Annotated in this window: 16 protein-coding genes; 7 read left to right on the top strand and 9 right to left on the bottom strand. The window is 64.5% G+C overall.

The features are described from left to right. Positions 1 to 105: 105 nt before the first annotated feature. Positions 106 to 978: a hypothetical protein gene (locus HMPREF3067_RS09490; RefSeq protein WP_246819287.1), complete on the bottom strand. Its 873-nt coding sequence runs from the start codon at positions 976 to 978 to the stop codon at positions 106 to 108. 12 nt (positions 979 to 990) lie between these two features. Beyond that, on the bottom strand, positions 991 to 1,443 hold the full coding sequence (locus HMPREF3067_RS09495; protein ID WP_246819288.1) for a hypothetical protein: 453 nt from the start codon (positions 1,441 to 1,443) through the stop codon (positions 991 to 993). Positions 1,444 to 1,543: 100 nt separating this feature from the next. On the opposite strand from HMPREF3067_RS09495, the gene HMPREF3067_RS09500 reads away from it, so the two are divergent. The 5 genes from HMPREF3067_RS09500 (at position 1,544) to HMPREF3067_RS09520 (ending at position 6,768) form a co-directional block, all read left to right on the top strand. Then, positions 1,544 to 2,821, top strand: a complete 1,278-nt coding sequence (locus tag HMPREF3067_RS09500; protein WP_070769483.1) for a sensor histidine kinase — start codon at positions 1,544 to 1,546, stop codon at positions 2,819 to 2,821. Continuing rightward, positions 2,818 to 3,480: a response regulator transcription factor gene (locus HMPREF3067_RS09505; protein ID WP_070769484.1), complete on the top strand. Its 663-nt coding sequence runs from the start codon at positions 2,818 to 2,820 to the stop codon at positions 3,478 to 3,480. Before HMPREF3067_RS09500 ends, HMPREF3067_RS09505 begins: the two co-directional genes overlap by 4 nt. A gap of 96 nt (positions 3,481 to 3,576) precedes the next feature. Continuing rightward, positions 3,577 to 4,332, top strand: a complete 756-nt coding sequence (locus HMPREF3067_RS09510; RefSeq protein ID WP_070769485.1) for an ATP-binding cassette domain-containing protein — start codon at positions 3,577 to 3,579, stop codon at positions 4,330 to 4,332. Continuing rightward, positions 4,325 to 5,887 (top strand): ABC-2 family transporter permease, encoded by a 1,563-nt coding sequence (locus HMPREF3067_RS09515; RefSeq protein ID WP_083319251.1) that lies wholly within the window; start codon positions 4,325 to 4,327, stop codon positions 5,885 to 5,887. The genes HMPREF3067_RS09510 and HMPREF3067_RS09515 overlap by 8 nt, the downstream gene beginning before the upstream one ends. 17 nt (positions 5,888 to 5,904) lie before the next feature. Beyond that, the gene (locus tag HMPREF3067_RS09520) at positions 5,905 to 6,768 is read left to right on the top strand and encodes a M20/M25/M40 family metallo-hydrolase (protein ID WP_083319259.1); all 864 of its coding nucleotides are present in this window, start codon (positions 5,905 to 5,907) and stop codon (positions 6,766 to 6,768) included. Between the two features lie 18 nt (positions 6,769 to 6,786). Here the strand turns inward: HMPREF3067_RS09520 and galK are convergent, their stop codons facing one another. The 7 genes from galK to HMPREF3067_RS11570 all read right to left on the bottom strand — a co-directional run bounded on the left by galK (position 6,787) and on the right by HMPREF3067_RS11570 (position 14,780). Then, positions 6,787 to 8,040: a galactokinase gene (galK, locus tag HMPREF3067_RS09525; RefSeq protein WP_070769487.1), complete on the bottom strand. Its 1,254-nt coding sequence runs from the start codon at positions 8,038 to 8,040 to the stop codon at positions 6,787 to 6,789. Then, a complete protein-coding gene (gene galT / locus HMPREF3067_RS09530; protein ID WP_070769488.1) occupies positions 8,033 to 9,166 on the bottom strand; it encodes a galactose-1-phosphate uridylyltransferase in 1,134 nt (377 codons plus the stop codon). The genes galK and galT overlap by 8 nt, the downstream gene beginning before the upstream one ends. 73 nt (positions 9,167 to 9,239) lie before the next feature. Next, positions 9,240 to 9,551: a hypothetical protein gene (locus tag HMPREF3067_RS09535; protein WP_070769489.1), complete on the bottom strand. Its 312-nt coding sequence runs from the start codon at positions 9,549 to 9,551 to the stop codon at positions 9,240 to 9,242. 23 nt (positions 9,552 to 9,574) lie between these two features. Continuing rightward, positions 9,575 to 11,227: a sodium:solute symporter family protein gene (locus HMPREF3067_RS09540; RefSeq protein WP_210400107.1), complete on the bottom strand. Its 1,653-nt coding sequence runs from the start codon at positions 11,225 to 11,227 to the stop codon at positions 9,575 to 9,577. Between the two features lie 28 nt (positions 11,228 to 11,255). Then, the gene (locus HMPREF3067_RS09545; protein WP_070769491.1) at positions 11,256 to 12,260 is read right to left on the bottom strand and encodes an aldose epimerase family protein; all 1,005 of its coding nucleotides are present in this window, start codon (positions 12,258 to 12,260) and stop codon (positions 11,256 to 11,258) included. A gap of 468 nt (positions 12,261 to 12,728) precedes the next feature. Further along, entirely contained in the window at positions 12,729 to 13,025 is a 297-nt protein-coding gene (locus HMPREF3067_RS11565; RefSeq protein WP_246819289.1) for a hypothetical protein, read from the bottom strand. Between the two features lie 522 nt (positions 13,026 to 13,547). Further along, positions 13,548 to 14,780 (bottom strand): tyrosine-type recombinase/integrase, encoded by a 1,233-nt coding sequence (locus tag HMPREF3067_RS11570; protein ID WP_246819290.1) that lies wholly within the window; start codon positions 14,778 to 14,780, stop codon positions 13,548 to 13,550. Between the two features lie 56 nt (positions 14,781 to 14,836). Between HMPREF3067_RS11570 and HMPREF3067_RS11290 the strand changes: the two genes are divergently transcribed. Together HMPREF3067_RS11290 and HMPREF3067_RS11575 are read left to right on the top strand one after the other, a co-directional pair. After that, a complete protein-coding gene (locus tag HMPREF3067_RS11290) occupies positions 14,837 to 15,322 on the top strand; it encodes a hypothetical protein (RefSeq protein ID WP_141759381.1) in 486 nt (161 codons plus the stop codon). 365 nt (positions 15,323 to 15,687) lie between these two features. Continuing rightward, positions 15,688 to 18,798 (top strand): hypothetical protein, encoded by a 3,111-nt coding sequence (locus tag HMPREF3067_RS11575; RefSeq protein WP_246819291.1) that lies wholly within the window; start codon positions 15,688 to 15,690, stop codon positions 18,796 to 18,798. Positions 18,799 to 18,894 lie beyond the last annotated feature (96 nt).

Consider the following 18,894-nt stretch of genomic DNA (forward strand, 5'->3'; position numbering starts at 1 on the left):
CGTAAATTAGTTATAAACACCCTCTTTCCCACACTGTTTCCAAGCCGTTATAGTTTCCAATTCGCGACCTCGACTTTCCCTTGCTGGCCCCTCCGGGCGCGTTACCTAGCCACCCCTAACGGAGGGTGACCGGGTTTCATCCTCGGTGGAATCCCAGCGGCGCTTTTCCGCTTCCGACTTGCGGTGATTGCGCACGGCCATAAAGCCCAGAACCACGGCGATGACCAGCGGCACCCACACCTTCGTGTACTCCAGGAGGAACGCTAGCCAGGCCGGGATGGTCAAATCTGGGAAGGGGATATCCCAGTCCGGCCACGTGGGCACCGGCAGGGTGATGTCGGGAAGGTCCGGCACCGGCAGGGCAATCGCCGGCAGCTGCCAGTCGGGAAGCTCCCATTCCGGCAGCAGGTCGAGCAGCCAGCCGATGAGCCGGCTGACCAGCGGGCCCAAAACGATGACCGCGATGGCCCAGCCGCTCTTGCCCAGCCCGCCCAGCATGGGATAAAGCACCCGCTTGAAGGAGCTTTCCTCCATCTCTCGGGCCCGCTTCTCCCCGCGGCTGCCCGGCGGCGGGGTGAACTCGACGACCTGCTTGCCCTCGCGGAACTCCACGGCCTTGAGCTCGTCAAAGAAATTGGCGGAGATCTTCACGCACGGTTTCCCGTCCATGGCCGCCAGGTTTCCCGCGGGCTCGGAGTCCCAGCCCAGCTTCTTGCTCAGCGGGATCTTACCGCTTTGCACACTGCGCACGCGCCGGCGCACCTCCCCACCCACGGTGAGCTGCAGGCGCACCGGCGGGTTTTCCACGAAGGTCTGTAGCCTCTCCTTGGCCCCGGCGTCAACGGGCAGCGAAGTGCCGTTCGCCACCTCACCGGTCTCATCGTCCCGCTCGGCGGGCCAGTCCGGGTAGCGCTCGATAAACTCCGCGTCGAAGCCGCATTCGACGGTGATCCGCCCGTGGGTGGGGTGCTCTAGCATCCAGGTTTCCACCTATTCCTCCCCCTCCCAGGCGGTCTCCGCGCCCTCCTTGTCCGCGATTGCGCCGCCGATAAAGGCCAGGATGACCATGGCCGGCAGGTAAATCCAGGTACCGGGGTTGAAGTACATCTTCATCGCGAGGAAGTACGCCACCCCAACCAGGATGGGAAAGGAATAGGTAAACCGGAACACCTGGGCATCGACTGCCCCGCCGACCAGGGCCACGGCCAGCAGGAGGACCAGGATCCCCCACCCCGGCACAAAGGTGTGGAGAAGCGGCGGGCCGGCCACGATAAGCAGCCCGACGCCTACCAGCACGACCCACCCGGCCACGCCCCGGCGCGACTTGGGCTTTTTCGGCTGGGCCGCCGCCGGGCGGGCCACCTGTGGCCCCTGCCCGGCGCGGCGGGGGTCCTTCGGTGGGGCCCACTGACTGTCTTCCCGATTATCTTCCGGTCTGTTCATAGCGCACACACTATCCGATGCCCCACGCGCTGTCCTCCTCCCTGCGGAGGACTTGTACCCCGGCGGCAGGCGGGCGGCGCGGTCTATACTCAGGGCTGTTATGAAGCACCTCACTCTGACGGCCCGCCGCGGACTCCGCGCAGGCGATATCGCCTTGGGCGTTGTAGCCAGCGTCCTTGCCGCGGTGTATGTACTCATGGCCATTACGGACACTTCCGGCAGCGGGATCGCCTACGCGGTGCTGTCCATAGGCTTTGCCGCGGCCACGTTCGTGTGGCGTTCGCGGCCGCGGTTGAGCGTGTGGGCGTTCTTGGTCCTCCTGGGCGGCTGGGCCGCGGTTTTTACCTGGGCCCTGCCGGAAAACTCCGGGATGACGCCATGGATTATCACCGCGCCGATGGCGGTCGCCGTCGTCGCGCGCTACGAGCGCAACCGCCTTTTCGCCCGCACAAATCTCCTCGCCTTCGCGGCCGGGTCTTTCCTCTCGCCTCTGATGTGGACGTGGGAGGAGGAGCTCGTTCTGCATTACCGCACCGGGCTGGACATCGCCGTGACCGTGGCGTTTCACTGGCTGGTTCTCGGCTTTGCTTACGCCGTGGGTACGCGATACCGGGCCCGCGAAACCGAGCGGGGCCTGCGGGAGGCGGCCCACCAGGAGCTGCTGCGCGCGGCGCGGGAGGAGGAAAGGCTGCACCTGGCCCGCGAAATCCACGACGCGCTGGCCCACTCGCTCACCCTGATCAAGGTGCAGGCTGACGCGGGTCTTATCGCCTCCCAGTCCGATCCGCGCCAGGCCCAGCAGGCCTTAGGCCAGGTGCGGGACTCGGCGGCCAGCGCGCTGCGCGACGTCCGCGACATCGTGGGCATGCTGCGGGAAGACTCCCCTGCCCTTCCTGCCATGGAACAGCAGTTGCGCCCCGGCCCGCAGCTCGACGACCTACCCGCTGTGGTGGACAAGTTCCGTGCTGCCGGGCTGCGCATCACGGCCGAGCTGCCCACCGAAGGCGCCGCGCGCAAGGCGTCGGCGGCCACGGTCACCCAGCTGGCCATCGACCGGATTGTCACGGAGGCCCTCAACAACGTGGTGCGCCACCAGGGCCCGCGCAGTTCCGCACACGTATCCGTCGCGCTTGACGGCTCCGTGGCTTGCGTCACCGTCTCCTCCGCCGCGGCCGAAGAGGCCGCTGCCCGGGGCCCAGCCGGTAGTGTCCCCAATATCCCAGGCCGCGGGCGGTGTGCCGAGGGCACCGGCACAGGCCTGGCCGGTCTGCGCGAAAGAGTCCGGCTGCTGGGTGGTAGCTTTAGCGCCGAACACCGCGGCGCGGAATTTGTCGTGACCGCTCGCCTGCCCCTGCGACCTGCCCAGGAGGAATCATGACCACCCCAATTCGCGTGCTGCTGGCCGACGACCAGGCGCTGCTAGTCCAGGCCCTGGCCACGATCCTCAACTCCGCGCCCGACATCGAGGTCGTGGCCACTGCCGGCAACGGGCAGGAGGCCATCGAAGCCGCCAGCGCACACCGCTGCGACGTCGCGGTTCTGGACATCCGCATGCCCGGCACCGATGGCATCGCGGCAACCCGCCAGCTCTTGGCGCAGCCGGACCCGCCCAAGGTCATCATGCTGACCACCTTCGACGAACCCGCGCTGGTCGCCGACGCCATCGCGGCCGAGGCGCAGGGCTTCCTACTCAAGGACGCCGACCCCGGCGTGCTCATCGATGCCGTGCGCACCGTCGCCGCCGGCGAATCCGTGCTGGCCTCGAAGGTCACCGGTCCGGTGCTGGAGTCCTACCGCCGCGGGCTGAGCGCGCGGGACCGCCTGTCCCCGGAGCAGCTGCAAGGTTTGAGCCTGGTCACCCGGCGCGAGCGCGAGGTGCTCCACCTGATTGGCCAGGGTGCGACCAACCCAGAGCTGGCCCGCGAGCTGGTCCTCGCGGAGACCACCATCAAGACCCACGTGTCCAGCCTGCTGTCCAAGCTGCACTGCCGTGACCGGGTGGCCCTAGCGCTGCTCGCCCGCGACCTGGACATCTAAAACCCGAGCGCCTCCTACCGTGGGAGGAGGAGGCGCTAGCAGACTTCGGCCCCGGAGCGGAGGCCTTCGCCCCCGGAAGCTAGCAGGATTAGCCCTATGCACACCGCTAGGAACCACCATCAGCCCACCGGACCAACGCTGCCCACGCCGGCACTGTCCTGCGAGAACATCCACGTCGCTTTCGGCGAGCACTCCGTGCTACGCGGGGTGGACTGGCAGGTTAACCGTGGCCGCGTCCACGCGCTGCTAGGCCGCAACGGGGCCGGCAAGTCTACGCTGTTTTCGGCGATCCTGGGGCTCATTGCTCCCGCCGCCGGCAGAGTGGAGGTGCTGGGCGCTCCCCGCACCGCCGAAAGCCTCCGCCACATCGGGGCTTCGGTCAACGGGCCGCTGTTCTACGGGCACTTGAGCGCCCGCCGCAACCTGCTGGTCCACACCACGCTGCTGGGACTGCCGGACGCGGAAGCCGACCGGGTGCTGGCGCTCGTCGGGCTGGATTCGGCTGGCAAGAAGAAGGCCAAGAGCTTTTCCACCGGCATGAAAGCCCGGCTGGCGCTGGCCCAGGCCATGCTGGGTTCGCCCGAAATCCTGCTGCTGGATGAGCCCCAGAACGGACTAGATCCGCAAGGCATTTCCGATCTGCGCGGTTTCCTGCGCGGTTGGGCCGACAATGGCGGCACGGTGGTGGTCAGCTCCCACCAGCTGGGTGAGGTCGCCAAACTGGCTGACGATGCCACCGTCATCGCCGCCGGGCGCGTGCGCTACAGCGGCCCGCTGGGCGAGCTCTCCCCCGCCGGGAACCTGGAGCAGGAATTCCTCCGGCTCACCCAGGAGGGATCTTGTGATGAATAGCCCCCTGGCCTATCTGCGCGCCGAGTCCCTCCGCGCGCGTGGCTCGGCGTTGCAATGGCTACCGCTCTTGGGCCTCCCACTAGCCGCCATGTCGCTGCTTTTCTCCCAGCTCGCTAGCGCCGACGGCAGCACCCGGGCGCTCATGGGCTGGCAGTCCATGTACGTCACCGGTATGGCCGCACCCCTGAGCGCCATCTTCGCCGCCGTTCCGGAGACCCGGGAGCTTTCTGCGCGCTACGGCGGCTTGCTGTGGCGGGCGGTCTCCCCGCGGCGCCTACGCGCGGCCCGCCTTTTGGCGGTCTGGGTGGCGCTAGCCGCCTTCACCACCCTCAACTTCGGCCTGACTTGGGCCATGGCGGTACTCATGGGCCTAGACCACGCGGGCATCGCCCTCACCGCTGGCGCGTGGTCCTGGGTGGCCAGCTTAGGAGTGGCGGGTTTAAGCGCCGCCCTTACCCGCCGGTATGGGCTTACGGCCGCTCTGGCCGCTGCCTTCGCCTTCCAGTTCGCGGGGATCCCCGCCTCCCTCACCGAGGGCGAAAACTGGTGGCTTTTCCCACCGTCCTGGCCCATCCGGCTGCTGCTGCCGGTGCTGGGCATCCACACCAACTCCGTCCCGCTCGCCCCCGGTGACCCGCTGTGGCAGGAAAGTCCCTGGCCGGCCGCTGCTTCCTGCCTGCTGCTCGCGGTAGCCGGCGCGCTCGCCGCCTGCTGGGTCCCGCCCCGCCGCAAGCGTGTCCTGCGCGCCGCGCGCCGCGGCCAACAGCCCGCAGGCTCCGCGGAGCACGTTTCCGGTTTTGCCAGTTCCGCCGACTCCATCAGCTCTGCGAGCGCCTTCGATCTGCGACGGGCTGCGCAGCCTATTGCCTACCGAGCCGCCCAGTCCGGCAGCGCGACCGGGCTCTCCGCGGCGGTCCGGGCCGTCCATCGCGCGGCCCTCGACCCAGTGCTGTTGGGATGTGCGGTAGCCACCGCCGTCGTCCTGGCACTGACTGCTGCGACCTATCCCGCCTCTTACATCCACGGGGTCTTCACCTTCGCGGTCCTGCCCCTGGGTACTGGCACCGCGGCGATCCTCGCCTGGTCCTCGCTCCGCGGCGCCTGGCCGTCGATGCTGGTGGAAAACCGCCGTTGTGTGGCCGGGCTTTTGGGCTGGCTGCCCTGCCTCGTCGCGGTTATCTCCGGGCTCGCCGCTGGGGCCGCGTGGGCTGCCGGCGGCGGCCTCGGCGACGAACTGCGCCGCTGGGTATTGAGCGTCGTGGTCGGCACCGTACTGGCCTGGGCGGCCCTGTTCCTGGTGGCGAGGTTCAATGCCGCCACCGCCGCGGCGGTCACCGTCGTCTGGACGGTGGTATCCCTAACCCTGGGCGGGGACGTCTTGGCCCAGACCATCCTGTGGGTGGTAGCCCTGCCCGCCTGGCCCGAGACCGCGGAGACCGCCCCGCGCCTAGGCGTGGCCGTGGCCTTAGGGCTGGTCAGCGCCGCGTTGATCGCCCGCGCCCTGCACCGCCGCGTGGGCTTGCCAATTCAAACGGCGTCCGCCGGCTCTGCATAAACCTTTTCATGGTCGCCATGACAACTAGCGGCACTGTACCGGAGAACCTGCAGGTACTCTTTGCCGCCATGGACGCCACGCGCACCGAGCGCGAGGAGCTCTACACCTGGTTCCACCAGCACCCGGAGCTGTCCATGCAGGAAGAGCGCACGGCCGCGCGGGTCGAAGAAGAACTGCGCGCCTACGGCTGCGAGGTTATAAGCCTCGCCGGCACCGGCCGGGTGGGCATTGTGCACAACGGCGACGGCCCGACGGTGCTGTTCCGGGCCGACATGGACGCCCTCCCCATCGCGGAGGACTCCGGCCTCGAGTACGCGGTCGCCAAGGAGTGCGGGCTCATGCACGCCTGCGGGCACGACTTCCACACCGCCTGCCTGTTGGGGGCTAGCCGCGCCTATACCGAACACCCCGAGGCCTGGTCGGGCACGCTCATCGCCTTGTTCCAGCCCGGGGAGGAGGCCGGCGGCGGCGCGCAGAAGATGGTCGACGACGGTCTGGCAGACCTGATCCCGCAACCAGACGTGGCCCTGGCCCAGCACGTCGGCCCGTTCGCCCCGGATTACGCGATGACCACCCGCCCCGGCGCGCTCATGGCGGAGGCCACCACCACGCGAGTGGTGGACTTTTTCACCGAGCTCTTCGGCGCCGACGCCGTCTACGGCAACATGGCGCCGCTGACCGGCTCGGAAGACTTCCCCATCATCCCGCACGCTTTGTCCGTGCCCTACTGCTACTGGGGCTGGGGCGGTTTCCCGGAGATGGAAGGAGCACCCGCCAACCATTCCCCGGCTTTTAACCCGGCGCTGCAGCCGACTCTGGATACCGGCACCCGCTACGCCATCGCCGGTATCGGCCTCTGGCTCGCCCAGGCGCGGGACTAGCCCGGCGCTTACTGGCGCCTAGCGCAGGCGGCGGGCGCCGGCGCCGGGCTCAGCGAGCAGGAAGGTCGGCGCAGGGAAACCGGCATCGGCAGCCGCCGCGGCGATGGCATGGGCGGTCGTGTCCACCTCGTCGCGCGGGATGAGCGCGATCACCGCGCCGCCGAAGCCGCCGCCGGTCATGCGCGCGCCCACCTCGCCGGCCGCGCTAAAGGCTTGGTCGAGCTCCTTAGTGGTCACCTCGTACTGGTCGCGCAGGCTCACGTGGGAATCGCGCATAAGCGCCCGGAACGTGTCGAAATCACCGTCCTGCAGGGCGCGGGCGGCTTCCAGGGTGCGCTGCGTTTCCTCGACCACGTGCGCCACGCGGCGAGCCACGAGATCCGGGTCGGCGCTGTTCCCAGCCGCGTTGTCGGCGGCCCAGGCGCGGGCGACGGCCACAGCATCTCCCGTGGCGGCCTGGATGTCGCGAATCGTTCCGTTGTCACTGGGCGCTAGGGCGCGCTGCACATCGTCGATAAGCCCGCGGCGGGAGGCGTACTGCCCGTCGCTCAAGGTGTGCGGGGCGTTCGTGTCCGCGATAAGCAGTACCAGGCCGCACGCCTTGATGTCGAAGGGCACTCGCTCCACCGCGCCGGTGGAAAAGTCCAGAACCAGGGCCTTGCCGCGGGTGCACTGTAGGCTCGCGTTCTGGTCCAGCCCGCCGGTGGACGCACCCACCACCTCGTTTTCGGCGCGGATGCAGGCCTGTGCCAGCTCCTTGCGCGCCGCGTCGTCGGGCTGGCGGCCCGTGGCCAGCTCGTAGGCCGCCACGGCAACGGAACACTCCAGCGCCGCGGAGCTGGACAGGCCCGAGCCCACCGGGACGTCGGAGACGACCGCGATGTCCAAGCCCGCGCACTCGGCAATCGCGCCGGATTCCAGCCCCGCCCAGACGGTGCCGGCGATATAACCGGCCCAGCTCGCCGGGTTGCCGGGGCCGACCTGCGCCAGCGGGATCGCACACCGCGCCGGTTCGTCCTGGCCCGGCTGCGCGGAGACCATGCGCAGCTGCCCGTCGGTCCGCGGCGCCACCGCCACGGCGGTGTTGTGCTCCAGCGCGAACGGGATGGAGGCCCCGCCGGCGTAGTCGATGTGCTCGCCGATGAGGTTGACCCGCCCCGGCGCGGCCCATACCCCGGCCGGCGAGGCGGAAAACTCCGCGGCGAAAAGGGCCTCGGCGGCATCGGCCAGCGCGGCGTCGCTGCGGCGCGGCAGCCAGTTGAGCTTAGTCACGCGGCCAGACCTCCTGGAAGCGGGCGGCGATAGCCTCCGGCGTGGTGTCATTGATCCACACTCCCTGCGCGGATTCGGAGCCCGCCAAAAACTTCATGCGGTTCGGCGAGCGCATGAGCGAGAACAGCTGCAGGTGCATGCGCACGGTGCCGCAGGCGGCCGGGTCCACCGGCGCCAGGTTCCAGCCGGCGATGTACGGGGTCCGGTCGACGCCCTCGAAGAACTCATCCACCGCGGTATACAGCTTCTTGAGCAACGCGGCCAGGTCGTCGCGCTGGGCGTCGTTGAGATCCCGGAAGTCCCGGGCCGGGGTGTTGGGCATGACCATCGCCTCGACCGGCCACTTGGCCGCGGCCGGGACGAAGGCGGTGAAGTGCTCGGTCTCCGCGATGATCCGGGTGCCGGCGGCGCGCTCGCGCTCTAGCACGTCGGCGAAGAGATCCCCGCCGGTTTCTTTTCGGTACTCCCGCGAGCGGTTGACCATCGCCTTCAGCCGGGGAGAGAGGAACGGGTAGGAATAGATCTGCCCGTGCGGGTGCTGGAGGGTCACGCCGATTTCCTCCCCGCGGTTTTCAAACGGGAAGACCTGCTGGACCCCCTCTATGGCGGCCAGCGCCTCCGTCCGGTGGGCCCAGGCCTCAATGACGGTGCGGATGCGGCCAACCGGCAGGTCCTTGAAGGAGGTGTGCGCGTCCTCGGTGAAGCAGACCACCTCGCAGCGTGCATGGGCCGGCCGGCGCGGGACCAGGCCCATCGAGTCCACGTCGTACTCAAAATCCGGGCCGGCCTCTGCGGCCAGGGAGAAGGACGGGAAGCGGTTTTCAAAGACCACGACGTCGTAGGTCGGCGACGGGACCTCCGTGGGCAGGCCGCCCGGGCGCGACGGCGCCAGCGGGTTCTCGTTGGCCGGCGGCATGAACGTGCGGCTCATGCGGTGGGCGGCGAAGGCGACCCAGTCCCCGGTCAGCGGGTCCCGGCGCATCTCCGAGGTCGGCTGCACCTGCGGCAAGTCGCGCGGGTCGGTCAACACGCGCTCGCCCTCGGCGTGCGGGCGGTCATCGAAATAGAAGATGTCCCGGCCGTCTGCCAGCTGGGCTTGCGTGACTGAAACATGTGCTTCGGACATGCGTCGTTCTCCTGACGTTTCCTAAATAAATGCTGCCGCCGGCGGGAGGCTATCGCCCCGCCGGGATCAGTATCTAGTGCTTCGGGTGAGGTTCTGCTTCCACGGCGGATTCAGCCGCGGCCGCGTCGCTTACCACGATAGGCCGCAGCTTAGCCCAGGCGGCAAAGACCACGGCGGTGGCAAGCAGCGCGAGCCCGATCCACAGGTTGTCCGTGGCGGCCTTGAGCGCCCCGGTTTCCGGATCGATGCCCGGGTCGAGGAAGAAGTAGCAGCCGATGAGCACCACGCCGTAGATTCCGAGCAGGGCCGCGATCACGTTGCGCAGGTCGAAGGCGCCGGTCGGCGAGGTGGAGTCAGGTTTCTGGGTCACGGGTGAAGAAGTCATGATGAGTTACTCCCCTTCCCTTTCTAGGCGAAGATGACGTTGAGGACGATGACGAGGACCAGGCAGATGATCCCCAGTGGCACGGTGCGCTGGTACCACGGCAGGGAGGCCTCCGTGTAGTCCTCGAAGTGGCCCTTGGGCGTGACGGAGCTGACGAAGCCGACCAGCTCGTGGTCCGGCTTCGGGGTGGTAAACAGGGTGACCACCACGGAGACAATGATATCGGTGGCAAAGGCGATACCGGCGGCGACGAAGGCGGTGCCCTGGCCGGGCAGGTTGAACAGCGTGGCGGTCGCGTCGGTGAAGTTGGCGGTGTACCAGTAGCCGATGGCGGCCAGCGTGCCGGCAGTCAGGCCGGACCAGCCGGCGTGCGGGGTCATCCGCTTCCAGAACATGCCCAGGATGAACGTGGCAAACAGCGGCGCGTTGAAGAAACCGAAGAGCGTTTGCAGGTAGTCCATGATGTTGCCGAAGTTGCGCGCCAGCAGCGCGGTGAACATCGCGATGATGGTCGCGCCCACGGTGGCCCAGCGGCCGAACCGCAGGTAGTAATCGTCCGACCGGTCCTTGACCACGTAGGTCTGCCAGATGTCGTAGGAGATGACGGTGTTGAACGCGGAGATATTCGCGGCCATGCCCGCCATGAACGAGGCCAGCAGGCCGGCGATGGCCACGCCCAGCAGGCCGTTGGGTAGCAGGTCGCGCATGAGCAGCAGGATGGCGTCGTTCGGCTCGGCTGTGCCTTCCACCAGGTCGGCGACCAGCACGGAGGCGACCATGCCGGGGATGACCACCAGGAAGGGGATGAACATCTTCGGGAAGGCGCCGATAATCGGCGTCTTACGGGCGGCGGAGATGGAGTCCGAGGCCATGGCGCGCTGGACCTCGACGAAGTTAGTGGTCCAGTAGCCGAACGAGAGCACGAAGCCAAGGCCCAGCACGATGCCGACCACGGACCAGAACGGCGAGTCGAAGCCGGAGATGTCCGTGCCCGGCCAGGTGTGGAAGTGGGATTCCTGCGCCACGGCGTCCTTGAGACCCTGCCAGCCGCCCACGCGGTTCAGGCCGATGATGGTCAGCGGCGCCAGGGTGGCGACGATGACGAAGAACTGCAGGACCTCGTTGTAGATCGCGGCAGACAGCCCGCCCAGGGAGATATACGACAGTACGATGATGCCGGCGATCACCAGGGCCACCCACTGCGGCCACCCCAGCAGGGCCTCCACGATGGTGGCCAGCAGGAAGAGGTTCACGCCAGCGATGAGCAGCTGCGCAAGCGCAAAGGAGATGGCATTGACCAGGTGCGCGCCGCTGCCGAAGCGCTTGCGCATGAACTCCGGCACGGAGCGGACCTTGGAGCCGTAGTAGAAGGGCATCATGACGATGCCCAGGAATACCATCGCCGGGACCGCGCCGATCCAGAAATAGTGCATGGTCTGGAAACCGTATTCCACGCCGTTGGCGGACATGCCGATGATTTCCACCGCGCCTAGGTTCGCGGAGACGAACGCGAGGCCGGTCACCCACGCGGGCAGGCCGCGCCCGGAGAGGAAGAAGTCGATTGAGGAGGACACACGGGCCTTGGCGGCCCAGCCGATGCCCAGCACGAACGCGAAGTAGACGGCCACCAAGAGGTAGTCGACCCACGAGGCGTCGAGCCGTAGTGCTTGCTGCACACTATCCATAATGTTGCCTTTCTGTCAGTTAAAAAGCTCTGATACGCAGCGCGAAGCTCGCCGGGGCGCCCGGCCGCAGCGTGGTGATATCGCATCCACTGGCCAGCGCGTTCGGCGGCGCGCTCATGGGTTCTACCGCCAGCGCCCGGCGCGGCGGTCCGCTAGGGTCGCCACCGGTGCGGTAATCCGGGAAGTCAGGCGCCGTATAGACCTGGACCCAGCGCATGCCGGGCTGGCTCCCCGGCGCGGGGTCGAGCTGGACACCGTGGCCGTCGGGGCGGGTCAGGCGCGCTACTGGGTGCGCGCCGCGGAAGCAGTGGTCGAGCCACACCTTCCCGGACTCATCCCGGCAGGTACCCGGCGCGCCCGCCGCGGCCAGCGGCACGCCGCTAGCGACGCCGGGGAGTACCTCCTCGGCCGGCCGCAGCTCCCCGCAGGGCAAATTGCGGCTGCCCAGCGGGAGGTTGTCTTCAACCGCCAGCTGAAGGCGGCAGTCATCGATAGCGTCACCGCCGGCCGAAAGGTAGGTGTGTACGCCCAGCGCAAAGGGCGCGGGGCAACCGTCGGTCTCCGCCCGGTATTCGGCAGCAAGGCCGCCTGTGCCCAGCCGGTAGGTAGCGGTCAGCCGAATCTGCCACGGCCAGCCGGGCCGCGGACCGATGTCCGTGCGCAGCCGCAACGCCGCGCCCTCGCCTGCGTCCCCATTCGAGGCCCCATCCGCGACCCACTCGCATTCCCAGAGGCGCTCGTGCACGAAGCCGTGGATGGCGTTGTTGCGCTCCGGCTCGGTAATGGGCAGCTGGTACTGCTCGCCCTTCCAGCCAAACCGGCCGTCTTCGGTGCGGTTCGGCCAGGGCGCTAGCACCACCCCGCACGCGGCGGGCGCGTCTGCGCCGTCCGGGTAGGTTTCCACCAGGTCGCGACCGTTATAGGTCAGCGCTTTGATGCCGCCGCCTACTCCTGCGATCTCCGCGCGGTAGTCACCGGCGACGAGCGCGTATACCGGGTGATTGCCAGTAGCCGAGTCCGACATGTACCTCACCTTGGCCTTTGCGGGCCTAGCCTTTAGGGAACACGCGCCTTTCACGCACGTGCTGCGCGATTTTTTATACGCGCCACCTACTTACGCTATAACTGGGCGGAATATCCACGCAAACGATTGCAATGTGATTTGGGATTCCTTACCCCCAGCGGACTACCCTGTCCGACCCGGTCTTAGCGCACCAGCGCGGTCGCCATCGCGTGCAGGGCGGCTGTCGCCTGCTCCTGGATGCCCGGGTCATCTGCCTGCTCGGCTGCGCGCAAGATAGTGGCGTTCAGCAGGGTGGATTTCCGGAGTCGTATGGCCCCACCACCGCGACGAATTCCCCGGGCGCGACGCTCATACTCACCCGGTCGAGCGCAGTGACTTGCGAGTCGCCGTCGCTGTAGCTCACGGTGACGTCAGTTAATTCCAGTGCGGGGCTCATCGATTCTCTCCTAAGGCTGCGAGCGGGTTGGTTCAGGTAACGCGCACGACTGCGACGATCGCGCCGATTAGGCCGGCGATAAAGAGCAGCGCTCCCCCGCCGAGGACAGAGCCCAGCTCCGTGGCGTACGGCATGGCGGTCTGCTCCAGCAGGCTGCCGAGCCCCACCGCAATCAGCAGCCCCACCACGATGGATACGGCCAGGATCCCCACGGCCTGGCCCAGGCTGTCGCGCAGGAGGAAGCCCCGGGTCGCGCCCCATTGCCCGTAGCGTGGCGATATTCCCGGCGCGCTGGATAGCCCAGACCAGGAAGAAGGCGCCGGTGACAAGAGCTGCGATGACGTAGAGGAACCACGTAATCATGGTCAGGGTCATGGTCTCTGCGGCATAGCCCGGCGAGGGATCAAAGCTATCCTCCAAGGTTCGTACGTCGAGGCCGGCCTACTCGGACAGCGCCGCGGTATCCGGCTGGTATTGAGTGCGGGCCGCGATGATGGAGGCTTCTCCATAAGCCTCGGGGCTACCGCTTCCCCGTGGCGGGCGCCGGCGTGGACCTCCTGCCAGACATCAATAGGTAGGTAGGCGATGTCCACGTGGCTGAAGGCCCGCTGCCCGTCGGTGAACCCGACGACCTCCAGCGGGATCTCCAGGCGGTCAATGGTAATCGAAAAAGACCCCCTCCGGAGAGGGGGTCTTCGAAGAAGTTGGTAGCGGGGGCAGGATTCGAACCTACGACCTCTGGGTTCTCACCCTCATGTTCGAGCCACCTGCAGTTATTGCCCTTTTACCTGCTGTTTAGAGAGGTATCAGTATACTGGCGCCTACTGGTCTTTACCGCAGATTACCAACTCTTAAGTCCCGTTTTGAGTCCCACTTTCTTCACCGAGATTCAAGGCGCCCCGCATAGCGTCTACATCAGTCCAATCCGTGTAGTTGCGCGCGTTCACGTCGACGTCATGCCCGAAATAGGCTGCACGCACCTGGGCGGGTACCCCTCGCGCGATGGCCCGGTTATTGAGCACCGTGCGCCAGTCATGGGATCTCATTAAAGCGATGTGGTTGTCCTGGAGCTGCGCGCCAACATCTTTAAACAGAGCCGCTGACGCTTTCACGGCGTTGTCGGTGCGCCAGTGCGCCTTCTTGTCTCCTGGCGAAGGGATCAGTGGATCGGTCGTTTCTAGTCCGTCGAGCCGGTTTAACCAGAACTTTTCGACACGCTTGTCCAGGAACGGGATAGAACGGCCTCTGTGCGTTTTGGATTGCTCAGATGTAATGCTGATAGCGATCTGCCCATTAGCGACTTTTACAGAATGCCTCGTCACTGCCAGTGCCTCGGAGATGCGAAGTCCCGTCCCCGCTTGCAGTAGTGCCAGCGCGACCACGTTGTCATGTTTTGCGATGGAGCTTGCTCGTCTGTCCGTGCCCGGTGGTAACGGTCTGGCGGTATCGCGTGCAATGAGATGGTCTACAACGGCGTCGTATTGGGCGTTCGTCAGGGCGTGACCACCTTGTGGTTTATTGCCCTTCTTGACCTCGCCGAGGTCGATGCTGATTCCGCGTAACGGGTTGTGGTCGATAACACCCTCGCGGATGAGCTGATCCAGAATGTACTTGCTCACGACGGTGCGGGCCTGCCGTGCAGATTCCGACCCGTTTGCGGTGGCGATGGCCTGCAATGCGTGTTCGAGAGTTCGGAATTTCACAGCTTCGCCAATGGCGTGTTTTCCTAGCTGTGCTTCGGCCTGCTTTAATGCGAGCTCATACCGGGCGCGCGTGTTCGGTCGCAGACGTGCCGCCCGGATGGCCGGCTTAGAGACGTCGGTAATGAACGCCGAGAAGTTCTTGCTCTTATCCCAATTGGTCCACGTCGAGTTGAGCTTGCTATCCCGCTTCTCGACGGCAATTCGCCGGAATTCCCCCTTTGTCCTTGCCCGGATTGTCGGGCGGTAAGTCGTTCCGTCCCATAGTCGGACCGTGATTTTCGCTTCGTATGGACCTCGCGGCGGTAAAGCATCAACGACGCGGTCGATGGAATCTTCCCCAAGGCTTAGTTTCGTTCTGGCGGCACGTATTTGCTTGGACATACACACCACTATAGACCCACTTTTGCAATAGGTTCGAATTTGTTATCATTGCTGGTATGGATCCTTCAGAACGTCTTCCAATTTGGTCTACCGATGACGTCGCGCGCAGACGCCAGGAAGTGTTGTGCACGTTGGTTGACGATAATCACCCGCTTTATGTTGACGCTCGCGAATTGTTCACTCCCCCACTTTCCCGCGAGGAGGTCACACAGCTCTTGCTTACCGCCCTTGAAACCTACTGTGAAATCCGCGCGGTAGCTCGTGAACTAAGGTATCTGGACCCCATTGTGAAAAATGATACGAAAGGTCGTCAGAAGCGACACCCGCGTCTGCACGCTGTCCGCAAACACCTCCAGGCACGACTCGAGTTTCTGGAGAACGAAGCTGATCGAACGTTGCCGTTCACCTTTTATCGGCCTAACGCAGGACGACGCTTCGCCGCAGGTGAAGGACTGACGATGGATCTTATCGACCCTGTACCGGACAGTGTCGTGGCTACGATGTTTCCGCCGGTCTTTGATTTTCCCTCACAAGTAGGCTAAAATATAATCAGCCGTACCTGCGACGGTTGGCCACCGAGGCACCGGGTAGAATAAGAACCCAAGGTTTGCAACTCGGATATGCAGGCCCCCAAAGCGGATAACCGCTAGGCCGGGGCCCTTTCAGCATGTCTGGAGCAAACCTTGAAAGGCGTTTCTAATTTAAAACTGGTCGATCATGCCGAGCCTATTGCGGTTAAAAGTTCGGTAGCGGCATCCCTGATCGGAATTGCCCCTCAAACTCTCAACAACTGGCGTGTTCAGGGCAAAGGGCCCAGATACGCCAGCGTGGGTACCAACCTCGTCGTCTACAGAATCGCTGATATTGAGGCGTGGCTAGATGAGCATGTTGTCGGTGGTGAGAAGCCATGACAACAGCGAACGAGGCGTGGAGCATAGAGATCTCCCCCAAGGACGCGCCCGACACGGTGCGTCACGAGCATGAACTCATCGAGCTTGGCGTGAATGGCACCGAGTGGCAGTCACGCCTCGTCGACACTTCCGTCGACGTTCCTGGGCGTTCTGCCCCGTCGTACTTCACTGTTTTGGTACGTCGTGAACCTCGATCTGTGGCTAAGGTCTCCGAGACCTTAGCCACGATTTCGGGCTGTTCTGCGGACGTTCCTGCTGGTCAAGACCCTAATGTCAATTCAGGCCAAAAACCCCTAGGGGAGAGGCAGAATGGCCGGACCGGAGAGTCCGGCCATCGTGACTCCGGCCACCGTGACTCCGCAGCAGCAGCAGCGGTGGAAGCCGCTGCGGTTGCAGGGGTTGATGCCGGTGTCGATGTTAAGAGTTTCGGCCAGCTACCAACTGTGAGGTCGATGGGTAGTGGCGGTCGCCGGGCTCAAGTGATCGGGTTTGATACTGAGTTCACCTACCGCGAAGATGACCCCGCTAAGCGCGTCATCGATAGCTATCAGTTCGCCTGTACTGATGCTCTCGATGATGGTGTTCTCGTACAGGTGGTTGTGTTGCCTCTGGCGGGTGATCGCATCTACCTTGAGGATGCTCTCTACATCGTCAGTCTTGCAGCTGGTCTGCATGTCCTGTCACCCTCTCGGGAGCCTATCGATCCTCGTGGCGTGCTCGTCCGCGATGTAAGGAAACTCAACCCTCTGGGGAAATTTGACTACTCCGCCACGCGAGATGCGGTGTTCAAGGCTCGCATTGCCGTCGTCCTGGCGTGTCATTTCGGCAACGCCGATCTGACCGCTTTTCGCCGCCCTCCCGAGCAGCGCAATGGTGGGGAAAAACATTATGACATCCTCCGTCGTGTGACCTCTGCTTCGGGGGGCTTAGTTTCGCTGCAACCTGCCCGCTTCATGCGCAAGTCTGGCAAAGGCTCCAACAGCTATCGCTGGTTACCGTTCTCTGTGACCGTTCGTGACACGATGTGTCAGGCTGCACCCGGTCATAAGAGTCTCGCTGCTCTTGGCGATGTTTGCGGTGTTCCCAAGCTTGATGTTGGTTCCTCAATCGAGAATATGACCTCAATGCGTCGTGACGATCTGACGACGTTCCTCGAATATGGGGTGAATGACGCTGTCATCGTTGTTGAGTACCTGGCGTTGCTGTGGGGTCTCAACATCGTTCCGCCTGTCACCCTTTCGGGTGCGGGTGCCAGTGCTGTCCGCGACGGAATCATGCGTTACATGGGCGACAAGGCGTTGAAGGACTTCCTCATCAACTTTCGTGGTCTCGTGCGGTTGACGGACCCTGAACCGTTTTTAGACCATGACCAGCTTTCGTATTACACCACACGACAGTTGGTACCCGTGGACGGCGATGCCAATCAATCCCACACTGCGTGGAAAATGGCGTTTCACGGTGGCTGGAACAGTTGTCTGTCTCCTGGTCATCATCCTTACCCGACCTTCGATCACGATATTCAATCTGCGTACCCGTCTGCGATGGCATCGGTGATTGATGTGGATTATGTGGGCGGTTGTATCGAGGAGGTTGTGAAGGACCGGGTACTTACGCTGGACGACTTTCCGTTAGGTCCCATTACCCCGTTGGTTGCCTACGTGAGTTGGAAGTTCCCGGATGATGTTGTTGCGCCTTGCTTGCCGGTGGTCGTCGGTGACTGCGTGTTGTATCCACGAACGTCTGCCGGTGCTGGAGCCGCGCAAGGTGACGATGTTGGGGGGTATGACGGGTTTCATGGTGCTTGGTGCGCTGGACCTGAGTTGTACCTTGCGTTGAAGCTGGGGGCGACGGTGCGTGTTCAGATTGGCTATCGCATGAGGTTGCGTATGCATTCTGGTAGTACTCCGTCCCGATCACTGCGCTTCGCCCTCCGACAGATGGTTGAAGATCGTGCGACTGCGAAGAAGATCTTCGGCAAGGGGTCGCTGGAAGAGCAGACTGTCAAGGTTGCGACGAACTCCGTCTACGGGAAGCTGGCTCAGGACGTCTCCGAGCGTAACGGGTGGGGTGCATGGGCTGAGGAGATGGAGTCTATTGGTGGGTCGTCCGTAACCTCTCCCTATCACGCGTCGATGACAACGTCGCTTGTTCGCGCTCTCCTTCTGGCGATGGCCAATACGATTCCGATTCTGTCTGTCACGACTGACGGCTTCATCACGCCTGTTGAAGAGATTGAGCACTTTGATTGCTTTGGCATCGCGAATGTGTTCCGTGCCGCCCGTCGTGCGTTGGTAGGTGATCCGACGGTCTGGGAGATCAAGCACTACCAGGACGATCTAGTGAATTTCTCGACGCGTGGCAATGTGTCCTTGCTGGAACACGGTGTGCTCGCTAAGGCTGGGTTGAAAGTTCCTGAGGAGGTTGAACGTGGGACCGTCGCGGAGCGTCGCTGGTTTCGCGATACCGCTCTTTCACTCCTGGGAAAGATACCTAACCCCTACACGTCTTTCCCAACATTTCGGGAGTTGTCGCGGTCCGTAAACCGGTTGGACTTCCACCCGGTGGATCGCACGCCTGAGGTCTCAACGGTGGACTTTGACCTAAAACGGCAGCCTCTACGTGGCACGCTCCGGGTTGATGTGATTGACGGCAACGAAATGGCGGGGTTCGACACTTGCGCGTGGGACTCAGTCGACGACTATAAACATGCACGTGGGATCGCTGGTCACATGCAGTTGGTTCGGTATGGGACCACAGGTGTTGACCGTCCTACTGGGTGTCTGCGCACGGGTCATGATTGGGAGACCTGGTTTAAGCGTTTTGAGTCTGCTCGGGGTCGTCGTATCCGTACGGCTGACAGTGCCCTACTCACCGAACTCGTTGCCGCGCATAAGGCTGGTCTTGTCGTCGTTGACCGTTTGGCTGTTCGCGTTTCCGTGGCTCAGAAGGTGGGTTGGTTGTCCTCTTTGGGGATGGGTGAATTCACCCGGGCGCAGTGGGATCACATGAGCAAGAAGGTTCGGCGTTCGACGGTGCTACGCGATGCCGATATGGATGCTGTTCGTGCCTTTGCCGATGAGCTGAATCGCGGTGATGGCTATGTCTAGCACCCCTCCCCCTAGTCGGTTTGGTATGAAGCTTTCTCGCGGCCCTCCTATAGGCACTTTTATCGTCACAGAGACGCTAACCATGCAAGCAACAGC

The organism is Corynebacterium sp. HMSC04H06 (assembly GCF_001815935.1).
GTDB lineage: Bacteria > Actinomycetota > Actinomycetes > Mycobacteriales > Mycobacteriaceae > Corynebacterium.

What these genes read in the sequence shown, in the direction of transcription:
- HMPREF3067_RS09510 (WP_070769485.1), top strand. Translation starts at nt 3,577, where the DNA reads ATGCACACCGCTAGGAACCACCATCAGCCCACCGGACCAACGCTGCCC.
- HMPREF3067_RS09500 (WP_070769483.1), top strand. Translation starts at nt 1,544, where the DNA reads ATGAAGCACCTCACTCTGACGGCCCGCCGCGGACTCCGCGCAGGCGAT.
- HMPREF3067_RS11570 (WP_246819290.1), bottom strand. Translation starts at nt 14,780, where the DNA reads ATGTCCAAGCAAATACGTGCCGCCAGAACGAAACTAAGCCTTGGGGAA.
- HMPREF3067_RS09535 (WP_070769489.1), bottom strand. Translation starts at nt 9,551, where the DNA reads ATGACTTCTTCACCCGTGACCCAGAAACCTGACTCCACCTCGCCGACC.
- HMPREF3067_RS09490 (WP_246819287.1), bottom strand. Translation starts at nt 978, where the DNA reads ATGCTAGAGCACCCCACCCACGGGCGGATCACCGTCGAATGCGGCTTC.
- HMPREF3067_RS09495 (WP_246819288.1), bottom strand. Translation starts at nt 1,443, where the DNA reads ATGAACAGACCGGAAGATAATCGGGAAGACAGTCAGTGGGCCCCACCG.
- HMPREF3067_RS09505 (WP_070769484.1), top strand. Translation starts at nt 2,818, where the DNA reads ATGACCACCCCAATTCGCGTGCTGCTGGCCGACGACCAGGCGCTGCTA.
- HMPREF3067_RS11290 (WP_141759381.1), top strand. Translation starts at nt 14,837, where the DNA reads ATGGATCCTTCAGAACGTCTTCCAATTTGGTCTACCGATGACGTCGCG.
- HMPREF3067_RS09515 (WP_083319251.1), top strand. Translation starts at nt 4,325, where the DNA reads ATGAATAGCCCCCTGGCCTATCTGCGCGCCGAGTCCCTCCGCGCGCGT.
- HMPREF3067_RS09520 (WP_083319259.1), top strand. Translation starts at nt 5,905, where the DNA reads ATGACAACTAGCGGCACTGTACCGGAGAACCTGCAGGTACTCTTTGCC.
- HMPREF3067_RS11575 (WP_246819291.1), top strand. Translation starts at nt 15,688, where the DNA reads ATGACAACAGCGAACGAGGCGTGGAGCATAGAGATCTCCCCCAAGGAC.
- galT (WP_070769488.1), bottom strand. Translation starts at nt 9,166, where the DNA reads ATGTCCGAAGCACATGTTTCAGTCACGCAAGCCCAGCTGGCAGACGGC.
- HMPREF3067_RS09545 (WP_070769491.1), bottom strand. Translation starts at nt 12,260, where the DNA reads ATGTCGGACTCGGCTACTGGCAATCACCCGGTATACGCGCTCGTCGCC.